The sequence below is a fragment of the Serratia sp. GW822-FHT06E05 genome (assembly GCF_058799445.1).
This window is the reverse complement of the sequence record NZ_JBXALM010000001.1, coordinates 54,732-70,345: the sequence shown is the minus strand read 5'-3', so window position 1 is coordinate 70,345 and position 15,614 is coordinate 54,732. Positions and strand designations below refer to the sequence as shown.

13 protein-coding genes and 1 other annotated feature (1 of these 14 only partly in view) are annotated in these 15,614 nt (G+C 54.0%); of the genes, 4 read left to right on the top strand and 9 right to left on the bottom strand.

Annotation, left to right across the window (positions count from 1 at the left end; all coding sequences use genetic code 11):
* Positions 1-20: 20 nt before the first annotated feature.
* Entirely contained in the window at positions 21-2,693 is a 2,673-nt protein-coding gene (gene acnA, locus AC1RKC_RS00315; RefSeq protein ID WP_174574320.1) for an aconitate hydratase AcnA, read from the bottom strand.
* A gap of 346 nt (positions 2,694-3,039) precedes the next feature.
* Between acnA and AC1RKC_RS00310 the strand changes: the two genes are divergently transcribed.
* Complete coding sequence (locus AC1RKC_RS00310) at positions 3,040-3,642, top strand: hypothetical protein (RefSeq protein WP_174574321.1); 603 nt, start codon at positions 3,040-3,042, stop codon at positions 3,640-3,642.
* Positions 3,643-3,748: 106 nt separating this feature from the next.
* Here the strand turns inward: AC1RKC_RS00310 and cysB are convergent, their stop codons facing one another.
* Together cysB and topA are read right to left on the bottom strand one after the other, a co-directional pair.
* Positions 3,749-4,723, bottom strand: a complete 975-nt coding sequence (cysB, locus tag AC1RKC_RS00305) for an HTH-type transcriptional regulator CysB (protein ID WP_020827132.1) — start codon at positions 4,721-4,723, stop codon at positions 3,749-3,751.
* Between the two features lie 361 nt (positions 4,724-5,084).
* The gene (gene topA, locus AC1RKC_RS00300; RefSeq protein WP_020827133.1) at positions 5,085-7,682 is read right to left on the bottom strand and encodes a type I DNA topoisomerase; all 2,598 of its coding nucleotides are present in this window, start codon (positions 7,680-7,682) and stop codon (positions 5,085-5,087) included.
* 426 nt (positions 7,683-8,108) lie between these two features.
* Here topA and AC1RKC_RS00295 point away from each other — a divergent pair, with 426 nt between their 5' ends.
* On the top strand, positions 8,109-8,360 hold the full coding sequence (locus tag AC1RKC_RS00295; RefSeq protein WP_020827134.1) for a YciN family protein: 252 nt from the start codon (positions 8,109-8,111) through the stop codon (positions 8,358-8,360).
* A gap of 47 nt (positions 8,361-8,407) precedes the next feature.
* Here the strand turns inward: AC1RKC_RS00295 and sohB are convergent, their stop codons facing one another.
* A complete protein-coding gene (sohB, locus tag AC1RKC_RS00290; protein ID WP_020827135.1) occupies positions 8,408-9,454 on the bottom strand; it encodes a protease SohB in 1,047 nt (348 codons plus the stop codon).
* A 358-nt stretch (positions 9,455-9,812) separates the two neighbouring features.
* Between sohB and AC1RKC_RS00285 the strand changes: the two genes are divergently transcribed.
* Positions 9,813-10,574, top strand: coding sequence for a YciK family oxidoreductase (locus AC1RKC_RS00285; protein ID WP_020827136.1), 762 nt, complete (start codon positions 9,813-9,815; stop codon positions 10,572-10,574).
* A 13-nt stretch (positions 10,575-10,587) separates the two neighbouring features.
* Positions 10,588-11,178: a cob(I)yrinic acid a,c-diamide adenosyltransferase gene (cobO, locus tag AC1RKC_RS00280; protein ID WP_493092251.1), complete on the top strand. Its 591-nt coding sequence runs from the start codon at positions 10,588-10,590 to the stop codon at positions 11,176-11,178.
* A 44-nt stretch (positions 11,179-11,222) separates the two neighbouring features.
* On the opposite strand, the gene rluB is transcribed toward cobO, so the two are convergent.
* From rluB to rnm, 5 genes are all read right to left on the bottom strand, one after another.
* Positions 11,223-12,119 carry a 23S rRNA pseudouridine(2605) synthase RluB gene (gene rluB, locus AC1RKC_RS00275; RefSeq protein ID WP_020827138.1) on the bottom strand — a complete coding sequence of 299 codons (897 nt, stop codon included), beginning with the start codon at positions 12,117-12,119 and terminating at the stop codon, positions 11,223-11,225.
* Between the two features lie 229 nt (positions 12,120-12,348).
* Positions 12,349-13,146 (bottom strand): alpha/beta fold hydrolase, encoded by a 798-nt coding sequence (locus AC1RKC_RS00270; protein WP_261135423.1) that lies wholly within the window; start codon positions 13,144-13,146, stop codon positions 12,349-12,351.
* A 147-nt stretch (positions 13,147-13,293) separates the two neighbouring features.
* Entirely contained in the window at positions 13,294-13,653 is a 360-nt protein-coding gene (locus AC1RKC_RS00265; RefSeq protein ID WP_020827148.1) for a Rap1a/Tai family immunity protein, read from the bottom strand.
* Between the two features lie 118 nt (positions 13,654-13,771).
* A complete protein-coding gene (locus tag AC1RKC_RS00260; RefSeq protein WP_020827149.1) occupies positions 13,772-14,392 on the bottom strand; it encodes an L-threonylcarbamoyladenylate synthase in 621 nt (206 codons plus the stop codon).
* 48 nt (positions 14,393-14,440) lie between these two features.
* Positions 14,441-15,328, bottom strand: a complete 888-nt coding sequence (gene rnm, locus AC1RKC_RS00255; RefSeq protein ID WP_046373391.1) for an RNase RNM — start codon at positions 15,326-15,328, stop codon at positions 14,441-14,443.
* A 243-nt stretch (positions 15,329-15,571) separates the two neighbouring features.
* Positions 15,572-15,614: a sequence feature (Trp leader region), on the top strand (it continues 61 nt past the right edge of the window).

The window sequence follows — 15,614 nt, the reverse complement described above, 5'->3', positions numbered from 1 at the left end:
GAATAAGGCGCCCTTTTTTATTACAGCATTTTCCTGATTACATAGTGCAGGATACCGTCGTTTTCATAGTAAGTGAGCTCATTGCCAGTATCGATACGACAACGGGTATTCACCACTTCCTTGCGCCCGTCGGCATAGGTGATATGTACAGGCACCGTCTGCCCCGGCTGCAGCGTTTGCAGCCCGCTGACGCTGATCTGCTCGTCACCGCTCAGCCCCAGTGTCTTGCGCGTCACGCCTGCCGGGAATTCCAGCGGCAGAATGCCCATCCCAATCAGGTTAGAACGGTGAATACGTTCAAAGGACTCGGCAATCACCACCCGAACACCCAGCAACCGCGGCCCCTTCGCCGCCCAGTCACGGCTGGAGCCTGAACCGTATTCTTTACCGGCAATCACCGCCAACGGCACGCCTTCTTGTTGATATTGCATGGCGGCGTCATAGATCGACAGCTGATTCTGCGACGGAATATGGCGCGTGTAGCCCCCCTCAACACCCGGCACCATTTCGTTACGGATACGGATATTGGCAAAGGTGCCACGCATCATCACTTCGTGGTTACCACGGCGAGAGCCGTAGGAGTTAAAGTCCTGCGCCGCAACGCCATGATCGCTCAGATAACGTCCCGCTGGGCTGTCACGCTTGATATTCCCCGCTGGAGAGATATGGTCGGTGGTCACCGAGTCGGCCAGGATCGCCAGAATACGCGCATCTTTGATGTCCCGTACCGGGTCCGGCTTCACCTTCATGGTGCTGAAGAATGGCGGATGACGGATATAGGTGGAATCCGCCTGCCATTGATAAGTGGCCGAGCCGGTAACCTGAATCGACTGCCAGTTGGCGTCACCGTCAAATACCGCGCCGTATTCCTTATGGAACATCTCAGTGCGAACTTCTTCCACCGCCTGGGCGATATCTTTGCTGCTCGGCCAGATATCCTTCAGATAGACCGGCTGCCCGTCGTGACCTTCGCCCAGTGGCTCTTTGGTCAAATCAATCTTCATGCTGCCAGCCAGCGCATAAGCGACCACCAGCGGCGGCGAAGCCAACCAGTTGGTTTTGACCAGTGGATGGATACGACCTTCAAAGTTACGGTTGCCGGATAGCACCGCCCCTACGGTCAAATCACCCTCTTTAATCGCCTGCTCAATCGGATCAGGCAATGGCCCGGAATTACCGATACAGGTGGTACAGCCGTAACCGACCAGATTAAAACCGAGTTCCTCAAGATAGGCGGTCAGTTTGGCGCTGTCAAAATAGTCAGTCACCACTTTGGACCCCGGTGCCAACGAGGTTTTCACCCAAGGCTTGGTTCGCAAACCTTTTTTCACCGCGTTCTTCGCCAATAGGCCGGCTGCCATCATTACGCTGGGGTTCGAGGTGTTGGTACAAGAAGTAATGGCCGCGATAACCACCGCGCCGTTATGCAGCTCATGCTGCTGTTGGTTCAAAGTGAAGGTTTTGAATTCGGACTTGCGATGCTGATTGCCGATCTCGAGTTCGGTCGCGGCGTTGAACGCCTTAGGTACATCCGGCAGCGCGACGCGATCCTGAGGGCGCTTCGGCCCTGCCAGGCTGGCGACCACCGTCGACATATCCAACGCCAGCGTGCTGGTAAAGACCGGTTCATCGCCCGGGTTACGCCACATGCCTTGCGCTTTGGCATAGGCTTCTACCAGTGCGATTTGCTCGTCGCTACGGCCACTGAGTTTCATGTAACCCAGCGTCACTTCGTCCACCGGGAAGAAGCCGCAGGTTGCGCCAAACTCTGGCGACATGTTGGCAATGGTTGCCCGGTCGGCCAACGGCAGGTCTGCCAGGCCGTCACCGTAAAACTCGACAAATTTCCCCACCACGCCGTGTTTGCGCAGCATTTGGGTCACGGTCAACACCAGATCGGTGGCGGTAATGCCTTCGCTCAGCTTACCGGTCAGTTTAAAGCCCACCACGTCAGGGATCAGCATAGACACCGGTTGACCCAACATTGCCGCTTCGGCTTCAATGCCACCCACACCCCAGCCCAGAATGCCCAGGCCGTTGATCATGGTGGTGTGAGAATCGGTACCGACTAAGGTATCCGGGTAAGCGATACGCTGCCCGCTCTCGTCCGTATGCCATACGGTTTGGCCGAGATACTCCAGGTTGACCTGGTGGCAGATACCGGTGCCCGGCGGAACAACGCGGAAGCGGTTAAAGGCTTTTTGCCCCCAACGCAGGAAGGTGTAACGCTCGTGGTTGCGCTCCATTTCAATGCGCACGTTTTCTTCAAAAGCGTCGTCATCGCCGAACTCATCAACGGTGACCGAGTGGTCAATCACCAAATCGACCGGTGACAGCGGGTTGACCTGGTCAACGTTCCCGCCTAACCGCTGCACCGCTTCACGCATCGCAGCCAAATCTACGACCGCTGGCACACCGGTAAAATCCTGCATCAGCACGCGGGCCGGACGGTAGGCAATCTCACGATCGGCATGGCCCGTTTGCAACCAGCCAACAATAGCTTTCAGATCGTCAACCTGCACGGTGTCGCCATCCACATGGCGCAGCAAGTTTTCCAACAGTACTTTCATTGATTTTGGCAGTCGGTCGATGTTGCCCAACTGTTTTGCCGCCAATGGCAGGCTGTAATAGCCGTACTCAGTATTGAGTGCCACCAGCTTATCCATACTCGTTTCACGAAGATCGGACGACATAGCTCCTCCATTTCTTATTATGTCTAAAACAGGGTAATCACTGAGGTCTTATTTAAAGATAACACAAAGATGACGTAACGTTTTGATAACAACACGTTTTGATCATAACGATAGGCAATAACAATCAATAAAGGTAAGTGCTTGTTAGGTCTGCGGATTAGTCTAAGAATGGCAGCTAACTGGTCGGACATGCGTCGATGGCAGTGCAAAAGCAAAGGTTTCATCATCACACTAGTGGGAACATAGCGCGCAATGCCAGTATAGTATCGTTCGACAATGCCCCCGCGTCCAGACCTCCGTTGGCGCGGCGACGGATGGCTAACAACTTGAGCTTAAGGAGCGCGCAGTGGCATTTTTGGGGTTCGTCAGTGAACGGCAGTGTCGTGGCTGGCAAGATGCATCAGTTTACCTTCCCGCGTTCAGTTTTTATGAAAAACACCAGTCAGAACCTATCGACGCTGCACCCGAAGCCATTATTCAAGCGGTGTTATCACTGGATATGGCGGAAGATCCGATCATCCGCAGGCTGCTGATGCTACGCCAACTGCCGGGCACGGTGCGCCAAAGGCTCTTCAAAACAGAGCTTACTACGCCGCCAGCGGCCTTTGGCTTCGACACCTTTACCCTGCTCCATCAGGACAGCCATGAAGTCTCGCTGGGGTTGGCCGGGCGTTTTTGGCGGCCTATGTTGGGCGTCAATAAACTGGCAACTGCAGAGGATTTTCACCAATTTAACGACCAGAAAGCCGCAAAACTGGTGCTGCGTTTTAAGGTTATCCCGGAGGCTTCCGGGCGCGCTATGCTGCGTACCGAAACCTTTATCTGGTGCCCGACATCGCAGGTTAAAGCGCGGCTTGCCGGCTATTGGGCGATGATCCGTCCCGCCAGCGGGTGGATCCGACGGCGTACCTTGCTTTCAGTACAGCGTAAACTGGCAAAAGGCGGTTAACAGAGGAAATAAAGCCTGAATGAAGGAAGTCAGTAAGAGGGGAAAGCAGGAGAGAACACACCTCTCCTGCTGCATAAATCTTTTTGTTAGTTGTTAGATTACCGGCTTATTTTTCCGGCAGCTTGATGTCCTTGAACATCGCTTCGATCTCTTCGTTGGAACGCAATGCAACCGCGTTGTCGACTACGTCACGCGTCAGGTGTGGCGCAAAACGCTGGATAAAATCGTACATATAGCTGCGTAGGAAGGTGCTGCGACGGAAGCCGATTTTGGTGGTGCTGTAGGTGAAGATATCACGAGCATCCACCGTCACCAGATCCGGGTCTTGTATCGGGTCCACCGCCATGCTGGCGATCACACCCACCCCAAGGCCCAGACGCACGTATGTTTTAATCACGTCGGCATCGGTAGCCGTAAATACGATGCGCGGTGTCAGTCCGGCACGGTTGAATGCCGTATCCAACTCAGAGCGGCCGGTGAAGCCGAAGGTATAGGTCACGATAGGATAAGCCGCCAGTTCTTCGATGGTAATGTGGCTTTTACCGGCTAAAGGATGATCGGGTTTCACCACTACCGCGCGGTTCCAGTGATAGCACGGCAGCATGATTAAATCGTCGTAGAGGTGCAGCGCTTCAGTGGCAATGGCAAAATCTGCCGTGCCTTTAGAGACGGCTTCCGCAATTTGCGTCGGCGATCCCTGATGCATGTGCAGAGAGACTCGCGGATAGCGCTCAATAAAGCCTTTAATGACGTTAGGCAGCGCGTAGCGCGCCTGGGTGTGGGTGGTCGCCACGTACAACGAGCCTTTGTCCGGGTAGGTATGCTCGCCGGCGACGGCTTTGATAGCATCCACTTTGGACAAAACTTCACGCGCAATACGGATAATTTCCAATCCTGCCGGCGTGACCTGAGTCAGGTGCTTGCCACTGCGGGCGAAAATCTGGATACCCAGCTCATCTTCCAGCATCCGTACCTGCTTACTGATGCCGGGCTGCGAGGTGTAAAGCCCTTCTGCCGTCGAGGAGACATTCAGGTTGTGGTTAACCACTTCCACGATGTAACGAAGCTGCTGCAATTTCATATCTTATACCATCCTAGGTTAAACACTGCGTTGAGCCGCAGCCAGGTATATCGGTGTCGCCCCGGTATGCTGAAAACGAATAAGCCATGAACACAGTGTTTCACTCAGAGGCTGAAGAAACCGCCGTTGCTAATAAGCTTTAATCATAAAAAAACTTTTTATATAACCACTATATCACGCTACAGCTTCAAGTATAGATCCGCGTCACACTATGGTAACGATTATTTTGCATTGCGATCAACGTGAAACCCAGGGGCCAGGATGGAAAAAACAGCAAAGAATAGATCTGTTCACCGGCTTTAGCCAATAAAAAACCAGCCACAGGGGCTGGTTTTTTTTATGTTGCATTCAGGCTGTAAATTTACTTTTTGCCTTCAACCCACTTGCCATCGATGTAGAAAGCGGACCAGCCGGTGGCTTTGCCGTCTTTCTCCGAAGAGACATACTGCTGTTTGGTTTTACGGCTGAAACGCACCATGGTTTTGTTGCCTTCCGCATCCGTTACCGGCGCATCTGCCAGATAACGCAGCTTTTCAGGCAGGCGATCCTTGAAGCGAGCCAGTTCTTCCACCAATGGCGCACGGGTTTCGCGCGATTTAGGGAAGGTATTGGCCGCCAGGAACACCCCGGCTGCGCCGTCACGCAGAACAAAGTAAGCATCCGACTTTTCGCACGGCAGTTCCGGTAATGGAACCGGATCTTCCTTCGGCGGTGCAACATCACCGTTACGCAGGATCTTGCGGGTGTTTTTACAGTTCTCGTTGGTGCATCCCATGTACTTGCCGAAGCGCCCCATTTTCAGGTGCATTTCGGAACCACATTTATCGCACTCAACCACCGGGCCGTCATAGCCTTTCAGGCGGAATTCGCCCTCTTCGATCTCGTAGCCGTCACACGCTGGGTTATTACCGCATACGTGCAGCTTGCGTTGGTTATCGATCAGGTAGCTGTCCATCGCCGTGCCGCATTTCTGGCAACGACGGCGTGCACGCAATGCGTTGGTTTCCGCATCATCCCCTTCGAGAACGTTCAGCACTTCCGTTTCCGGCACCAGGTTAATGGTGGTTTTGCAGCGTTCTTTCGGCGTCAGCGCATAGCCGGAACAGCCCAGGAACACGCCGGTGCTGGCGGTACGAATGCCCATCTTGCGACCGCAGGTCGGGCAGTCGATGCTGGTCATCACCATCTGATTCGGGCGCATACCGCCTTCTTCAGGATCTTTTTCCGCCGTTTCCAGCTGTTCGCTGAATTCGGCAAAGAATTCATCCAGCACCGCTTTCCACTCGGCGTGGTTGTTCGCTACCTGGTCCAGGCCATCTTCCATGCGAGCGGTGAAGTCATAGTTCATCAGCTCGCGGAAGTTTTCTTCCAGACGGTCAGTAACGATCTCGCCCATTTTTTCGGCGTAGAAACGGCGGCTTTCGACCCGCACATAGCCACGATCCTGAATGGTTGAGATAATAGAAGCGTAGGTAGATGGGCGGCCGATACCGCGTTTTTCCAGCTCTTTGACCAACGAGGCTTCACTGTAACGTGCAGGCGGTTTGGTAAAGTGCTGGCTTGGGATCAGCTTTTGCAGTTCCAGCTCGCTGCCCACTTCTACATACGGCAAGGTGCGGTCTTCATCGCCCTTGCGCAGCGCAGGCATCACTTTGGTCCAGCCATCGAAACGCAGCGTACGGCCTTTGGCGCGCAACAGGTAATCAGCGGCTTTAACCGACAGCGTGGTGGAGTCGTACTGCGCCGGCGTCATCTGGCAGGCGACGAACTGGCGCCAAATCAGCTGATACAGTTTCTGCGCATCCGCTTCCATGTCTTTCAACTGTTCGGCCAGCACGTTCACATCCGAAGGTCGGATAGCTTCATGCGCTTCCTGCGAGTTTTCTTTGCTGCTGTACTGGTTCGGCGCTTTCGGCAGGTACTTATCACCGAAGTTTTCGCCGATGTAACCACGCACCATGTTGAGCGCATCCTGGCTCAGGTTGGTGGAGTCGGTACGCATATAGGTAATGTGACCGGCTTCATACAGGCGCTGGGCCATCATCATGGTTTTCTTCACGCCAAAGCTCAGACGGGTACTGGCTGCCTGCTGCAACGTAGAAGTAATGTAAGGCGCACCCGGCTTGCTACTGGTCGGTTTGTCTTCGCGATCCAGTACCGTATAGCGGGCTTTTTCCAGCAGTTTAAGCGCGGCGTGAGTCTGCTCGCGGTTAACCGGCTTGAAAGGTTTGTCGTGGGCATGCGTAACTTCCATTTGCAGCGCGGTATCGCCCTTCGCTAACAAATCGGCGTGCAATTCCCAATATTCTTCCGGCACGAAGGCTTTGATATCGCGTTCACGCTCTACCACCAGCCGTACCGCAACGGATTGCACACGCCCAGCAGACAGGCCACGGGCAATTTTCTTCCACAGCAGTGGCGAAACCATGTAACCCACAACGCGGTCCATAAAACGACGCGCCTGCTGTGCGTTAACACGATCGATATTCAGCTCACCCGGCTGTTTGAACGCATTTTGGATCGCGTTCTTGGTAATTTCGTTAAACACCACGCGGCTAAAGCGTTTGTCGTCCCCCCCGATCACTTCCCGCAGGTGCCAGGCAATGGCTTCCCCTTCGCGGTCAAGGTCGGTTGCGAGATAAATGTGGTCAGCGTTTTCCGCTAACGACTTTAACTCGGCGACAACTTTTTCTTTACCCGGCAGAATTTCATATTGCGCTTCCCAGCCATGGTAAGGATCGACGCCCATCCGATTTACCAGCGCCGTCTTCTCATCTTTTTTAACTTTCTTCTTGGCTTTGTTTTCGGTTGAGTCAGCGCTCTTTTTGCTGGCTGAGCCACTGGTCGGCAAATCACGGATATGACCGACGCTGGACTTCACCACGTAGTCATTACCTAAGTATTTATTAATAGTTTTGGCTTTTGCCGGGGACTCAACTATTACGAGAGCTTTACCCATATTTACCTTTACCTAATTTTATTTCTTCTAAAAAGAAGTCTTTTATCTCGCCGTGCCGCAGCGATTCATATCTCTTTTTTATATTGCGGCAGTCTGGCAAGAGATCAACATGTTTTTTTCTGTTGGCTGCTTAACTGCTCAACCTGAACGCAAGTTGTTGATCCTGCCTGCTATTCACCCATGCCCCAGAAGTATGGCTGTGTGAGACTCATTTATGGCGTAAACAAAACCTTCCACCCGACGCCGCAAAATCCCACACTGTACCTGATAAAAAGCGTCACGCAACCTAATTAGCACGGAAAGGCAGATTTCGCCAATCGGCAGATACCGCTAGCCATCCAGACGGCAAATAAACCTTAGTCTGTTTGCGGATAAATGCGAACTGACGTTAGAATATGAGCAGAATTTATGTTTGGAGTGTAATAAATGCGCGCTAATACCTTACCCATTGATCGTGAAACCTTACTGCAAGAAGCAAATAACCTGATTCGCCAGCACGATGATTATCTGCATGGCATGATTGCTACCGATGTTGAACAAAAAGGCAGCGTTTTAGTTTTTCGCGGAGAATTCTTTTTAGATCCGGATGGATTGCCAACGGCAAAAACGACCGCAGTATTTAATATGTTTAAACACCTGGCTCACGTGTTTTCTGAGAAATACCATTTGGTCGATTAAGCATAAAAAAAGGGGGGCTAAGCCCCCCTGCTATTTAATCGCTACGCTTAAAGCAGCGGTTTTTCCCCGCGCTGCCACCAACGTAACAGCAGACGATCGACACTTTCGGCCGCGCTGCCGGTAAAACGGTCCATCAGGCGTTTACGACGTGCATAGCGCACCCCCACCACCTCGTGATTTTCCATTTCAGCAATCAGCAGATCGTCACTGGTGCCAATTGCATCAACCAACCCTTTTTCTTTCGCCTGGGTACCGAACCAGTGTTCACCGGTCGCCACGCTGTCGATATCCAGCGATGGGCGCTGCTGATGCACAAACTCTTTAAACAGTTCGTGGGTTTCGTTCAGATCTTCACGGAACTTCTCACGCCCCTGCTCGGTGTTTTCGCCAAACAGGGTCAATGTGCGTTTGAACTCGCCGGCGGTGTGCAACTCCACATCAATATCATTCTTTTTCAGCAAGCGGTGGAAGTTCGGGATTTGCGCCACGACGCCGATCGAACCAATGATGGCAAAGGGCGCGGCGACAATGCGATCCGCCACGCAGGCCATCATGTAACCGCCGCTGGCGGCGACTTTGTCTACCGCGACCGTCAGGCGAATGCCGCCGGCACGCAAACGGGCCAATTGCGATGAGGCCAACCCGTAGCCATGAACCACCCCGCCGGGGCTTTCCAACCGCAGCAAAACTTCATCTTGCGGCGTCGCCACGGCCAGCACCGCGGAGACTTCCTCGCGCAGTGAAGTCACTTCATGGGCATCCATGCTGCCTTTGAAATCCAGCACGTAAAGACAAGGTTTGGTGGCTTCCACCGCCCCGGCTTTGGCACGTTGCTTCTTCAGTTTATCGTCGGCTTTGGTCTGCTTTTTAAACTGCTTGCTCCAGGCCTTTTGTTCCGCTTCGCCCATCCGCGCCAAACGCATATCGCGCTGCATGTCCCGGTATTGTTCTCCGAGGTCGGTAAGCTGCAGTTCCCCTTTGTGTCGGGCTTTGCGTTGCCCAAGGCTGACCGCCAGCAACGCCAGCGCGGCGATGGCAATCACAACCGTCGCGACTTTGGCCAGAAACAGGCCGTAAACAGATATAAACTCCACAGATTCCGCCTTTATTAACAGGTTGTTAGTACTATCTCATTCATTCTAGCCAACCGAAGCGGTGGCTGTCGCGACTAAATAAAAATTCCTTGTGCGGCCTCTTTACTATGTGGGCGGGTTTTGGCTTAACCAAGCTGGCCCCCTGCCATTTTTGTTACAAAAGAATGCCGTTTCTGCCGCCTAATCATTGAAAATACGATCCATTTAAGGCATATAACACGGATTATTCATCAAGATGATGATCCAAATTCGCTGCGGGGCCTGCATGCGGTCGAGCCTTTGCTCCTGTCATGGCCCCTCAATCCACCCCCTCCCCGATGCAAGCGGGAGACCAGCCACCAAGGCGCGAGGAATTATTGTGCATTACCAACCCAAGCAGGATCTGTTGCAACAACGTATTATTCTGGTCACCGGCGCCGGTGACGGCATCGGCCGCGAAGCCGCACTCACCTATGCCAAATTTGGCGCACAATTAGTGCTGTTGGGCCGCACCGAAAGCAAACTAAAGGCGGTACAGGCCGAAATCGCCAAACTCAGTGATGCCCCCACTTACACCATCACGCTGGACCTGCTGCATACTACGCAAGAGCAGTGCCAACAGGTGGCGAATGAGCTGGCAACCCGCGTCCCGCGTCTCGACGGCGTGTTGCACAATGCCGGCCTGCTGGGTGACATCGCCCCGATGGCCGAGCTGTCAATGACGATGTGGAACGAGGTGATGCAAGTGAACGTCAATGCGACCTTTATGCTCACCCAGGCGCTGCTGCCTCTGCTGTTGAAATCCCCCGCCGGATCGCTGGTGTTTACCAGTTCCAGCGTTGGCCGCACCGGGCGTGCCAACTGGGGCGCCTACGCCGTGTCAAAATTCGCCACCGAAGGCATGATGCAGGTGCTGGCCGATGAATACAAAAATCGCAATCTGCGGGTAAATTGCATCAATCCGGGCGGAACTCGCACCCAAATGCGCGCATCTGCGTTTCCTGACGAAGACAAAAGCAAGCTGAAAACCCCGGCTGACATCATGCCGCTTTACCTCTATTTGATGGGGGATGACAGCCGCCGTAAAACCGGTATGAGTTTCGACGCTCAACCTAACCGTAAACCCGGCGCGGCCGAATAAAAGGGGCTTTATCATGGCTGAAGATCGCCACCAACAACGTCAACAACGCCTTAAAGAGCAGGTGGATGCGCGCATTGCTGCTGCTCAGGAAGCGCGGGGGCTGCTGCTGGTATTCACCGGCAACGGTAAAGGTAAAACCACTGCGGCGTTTGGCACCGTGACCCGGGCCGTTGGCCACGGGATGAAAGCTGGCGTCATTCAGTTCATCAAGGGTGAATGGCCGAACGGTGAGAAAAATCTGCTGCAACAGCACGGCGTCGAGTTTCAGGTGATGGCGACCGGCTTTACCTGGGAAACACAGGATAAGGCCAGCGATACCGCCGCCTGTCAGGCCGTATGGCAACACGGCAAACGTATGCTGGCTGACAGCAGCCTGGATCTGGTGCTGCTGGACGAACCGACCTATATGGTCAGCTACGGCTACCTTGAACTGGATGAGCTACTGGAAGCGCTACGACAACGTCCTGCGCACCAGACGGTGATCATCACCGGGCGTGGCTGCCATCGTGATTTGTTGGAGCTGGCGGATACGGTGACCGAGATGCGGCCGGTGAAGCACGCGTTTGACGCGGGTATCAAGGCACAACAGGGGATTGACTGGTAACGAAAAGAAAAACGCCGCAGCCCGAATGGGCTACGGCGTGATAATCAGCTGCGTTTGCTCGGTTTACCCGGCTTGCTGCCCGCAGCACTGCGGCGACCGCTCCCAGCCACCTGGGTGTGACGCTTAACGGCACGACGGATCTGGTTAGCCTTCACACGGCGACGCTCGCGCTCAACAGGCATCTTGCTGACGGTTTCAGGCTTGAGGTCAACCAGTTCGCGCAGGTAGTTGATCGCCGGCAATTCCAGTTCGGTCCAACCGCCACGAGGAATGCCTTTTGGCAGGTCGATATCGCCGTAACGCACGCGGATCAGGCGGCTAACCTGGACGCCAACGGCTTCCCACAGACGACGAACCTCGCGGTTACGCCCTTCGGTCAGGGTTACGTTGTACCACTGGTTTATGCCTTCGCCACCCTGGAAAGTGATGGTGCGGAAAGCCGCCGGGCCATCTTCCAGTTGAACGCCTTTGCTCAGTTGCTTCACTTTTTCGTCGTCAATCTGGCCAAATACGCGCACGGCATATTCACGCTCAACTTCACGACTTGGGTGCATCAGGCGGTTAGCCAGTTCACCGTCGGTGGTGAACAACAACAGGCCTGAGGTATTGACGTCCAGGCGCCCTACCGCTACCCAGCGCGAACCACGCAGCTTGGGCAAGCGATCGAAGACCGTCGGGCGACCTTCTGGGTCGCTGCGAGTACACAATTCGCCTTCCGGCTTGTAATAAGCCAGCACGCGGCAAACCGCTTCTTCAGATTCTTTAACCGAAACGACGTGACCATCCAGACGGATTTTCATTGAAGGGGTTACTTCAACGCGATCACCCAGTTTGGCAATTTTACCGTCGACGCTGACGCGCCCGGCTTCAATAATGGTTTCGATTTCACGACGCGAGCCATGACCGGCGCGCGCTAAAACTTTCTGTAACTTTTCGCTCATTGAGCAACCTCTAGTGTCGCCTTCACAGGCGTCGGGGGGATGACCGTCGCGGCGTCAGGCGCCACAGCGGTAACAATACGTTTACTTGGATCGAACCGCGCATTATACAGGCTTTCAATAGGGTTGAAACCCACTTTGTTGTCTGGTCGATTATCGAAAGCTATCGATTGCGTGAGAACTCGCTGAAAAGCGGGTCTGCCCCCGCTTTATAACCTACTCGGAAAACGGATTAATCATCGAGGAAATCGACTACCGCCCGATACACTGCCGCTGGCTGCTCAAGAATACCAAGGTGAGTACGGGCATTCTCCAGCCGCACGACCGAGAAAAATGGATGGTTGGCGGCAAAGCTCTGCTGTTGCCGCAAATAGTCTTCGCCACGATCCAGTGAGTAAATATGCCGGCAAGCAGGCGGTGAAGCTAATTCCCCCAGCCGGTTTAGCGGCGAACCGTATTGCCTGTAGGCTTGCTCAATCGCCACGCCGGCGGCCTGCCAAACGCGATAATCCTCCTGCGCCATTTCAACGGTCAAATGCTGTTTTACCTGTGGGTGTTCAATACCGCCCTGCCAGAATGTGAATAAATCATCCCGCGCCGCCAGCCAGTGTTCAGGCCGCTGCATTTGCTGAACGGAATCGAAAAATGCAGGCTCAGGCTGGGTCATGATCCAATCGAGAAACACCATTCCCTGCATCTGCTGCGGCATGTTCTCGGCCAACGCCACCGCTATCCAACTGGCGTGCGCTACCGACAGCGTCACAAACCGCTCCACTTGCAACTCAAGCAGCAATTGCTGGAGATCTGCCAGCAGATCCTGTGCGCCAAGGGAGAGTCCGGCATCGCGATCAGACAGGGCGTGCCCCCGCCAGTCGAGGCTGATCACCCGATACTTTTGCGACGCCAGTGCGGTAAAGGGGGCAAATACGGTTTTTGGTTCACACCAACCGGGCAGCAGGACCAACGTCAGCGGGCCTGAACCGGAATCATGATAATCGAGAGAAAGGGTGCCATGGCGAAACGCTGTCATTTTGTCTCCTAAACGTCATATCCCCCACGATAAGGGGATTTGTGCATTAGCAGTAAAATGACAACCTTCGTCAGTTTCATCTATTGGAATAGATGCTAAATAAGGGGCTTCGCACCGAATGAAAAAATACGCACTAAATAAACGCGATTAATGCCGTTCACAGGGATAAGCGGCGGTTAATGCCAGCATAATCACCGAAGGCGCGGAATAGTGAAGCTGTTCCGGGTGTTCATTTAAATACTGCATCACCGCGTCGGCCGCCATCCCCACGCTCATCCCGGCATCCGGACAAATGCTACGATTGCCCTGCATTGAGAAGGTATCGAATACGCCGGCCACATAGCCCATAAACATCCCGCCATCGAGCGCTTCGGCGACGGTAGCCGCTCCGTTCTTATTTTTCACATAGCCGCTGGTTTCCGACAGCAAGGCGCTGCCGGAATAAAAACCCGCGCTGGCCGCAGAGGAAAACAATATGGCCACCAAAAGAGAAATCCGCTTAATCATTGCTACGCATCCTGCCTATTATCAGTTTTTGATATTGTAGGATAGCGGCTTTACCGGCAAATGACGCCGTTACCGCCACTTTTCAGAAAATGAGCAAAAGCGGCAGCGTAATTATGCATCAACGGAAAGGCGTTGCGTCGCCTGCCCCTTCACGCACCACTTCCGGCGCGGACTCGGTCAGATCAATCACCGTGGTCGGTTGCTGGCCCAGGAAGCCGCCGTGGATCACCAGATCCACCTGCTTGCCCAGATGATCGTTGATCTCTTCCGGATCGGATTCGGCAAAATCATTGCCTGGCAGCATCAACGTGGTCGACATCATCGGCTCATTCAGCACTTCCAGCAACGCCAACGCAATCGGGTTAGACGGCACGCGCAGACCGATGGTTTTACGCTTGTCGTTCATCAGGCGACGCGGGACTTCTTTGGTCGCTTTCAAAATGAACGTGTAGTTGCCGGGGGTGTTGTTCTTGATCAGTCGAAACGCGGTATTGTCGACATAAGCGTAAGTAGACAGCTCGGACAGATCGCGGCACATCAAGGTAAAATTATGATTGCTGTCCAATTGACGGATACGGCAGATGCGTTCCATGGCCGTCTTGTCTTCCAGCTTGCAACCCAACGCGTAGCCGGAATCGGTAGGATAGACGATCACCCCACCTTTACGCAGCACATCCACCGCCTGGTTGATCAGGCGCGGTTGTGGGTTATCTGGATGGATATAAAAAAGCTGACTCATGACTTGCTCCTAAAAATGATGCACGCGGGCGGCATCGCCCACGTTAAATCAACTGACCTTGCCCTGCTGCGGTTGTGGCCAGTCACGCCATACGGGTTCAACCCCGCCGGGTAACCACAGTTTGCGGCCCAGTTCGATCCACGAGCAGGGCTGATGAAAGTCAGAGCCCTGCGACGCCAATAATTGATATTCCTGCGCATACTTTGCCAGTTGCGAACGCTCATGCGGTGCCTGCTGACACTGGGCAACCTCCATGGCATCCCCCCCTTGTTCGGCAAAGTGCGCCAACAACCGTTTCAGCCATTTGGCCGTCAGGTCGTAACGGCCCGGATGCGCTATCACCGCCTGACCGCCGGATTGATGAATCACATCAATGGCTTGTTTTATTGTACACCACTGTGGCGGAACGTAGCCGGTTTTGCCTTTGGCCAGGTATTTCTTGAACACCTGAGCCATATTGTCTGCGATGCCAATCTGCACCAGATAACGGGCGAAGTGACCACGCGTCACCGCCCCACCGTCCGCCAACTTTTGCGCGCCTTCAAATGCACCGTCAATACGTGCTTTCGCCAGCCGGACGCCAATTTCCTGTGCGCGCAGGTTGCGGCGCTCAGTCTGCTCGGCCAACAATTGCACCATCGCCGGATGTGCAGTTTCAATCCCCAGACCCACGATATGAATCTCATGATTTTCCCACAGCGTGGAGATTTCCACCCCGTTCACCAACTGCAGCGGTAACGACAGCTCGGCAATGGTTGCGGCTGCGGCGGCTAAACCTTCGGTGGTGTCGTGGTCGGTAATCGCCAATACGCCTACCCGCATCTCGACGGCCCGTTGCACCAACTGCGCCGGCGTCAAATAGCCGTCAGAGGCGGTGGTATGGCTGTGGAGATCGTACAGGGTAAAGGCGGAAGGCTGGGGGCTGCTGTCTGTCAAAAGAAATATCCGTCAAAGGTTTGGCCTTCTATCATACCCGCGTTCGCCCGCAGGACGGAAATCTATTCTGGCCGACGGCCTGTTCCTCTCGATGAAAATTATTCACGCTTGCGGCTAAAACATTGTGTGAAAAGAGGGTTGACTTTATTCTCGCGAACCAGTTAACTAGTACACAAGTTCAGGGCGATACCCTGGTTGGATGATAAACAAGAGAGCACAGAAATGAATAAGCAAACTTCTCTTCTTCGTTGGTGGCGTACCTCCCTTTCGCGGGCGGTGTAATCAC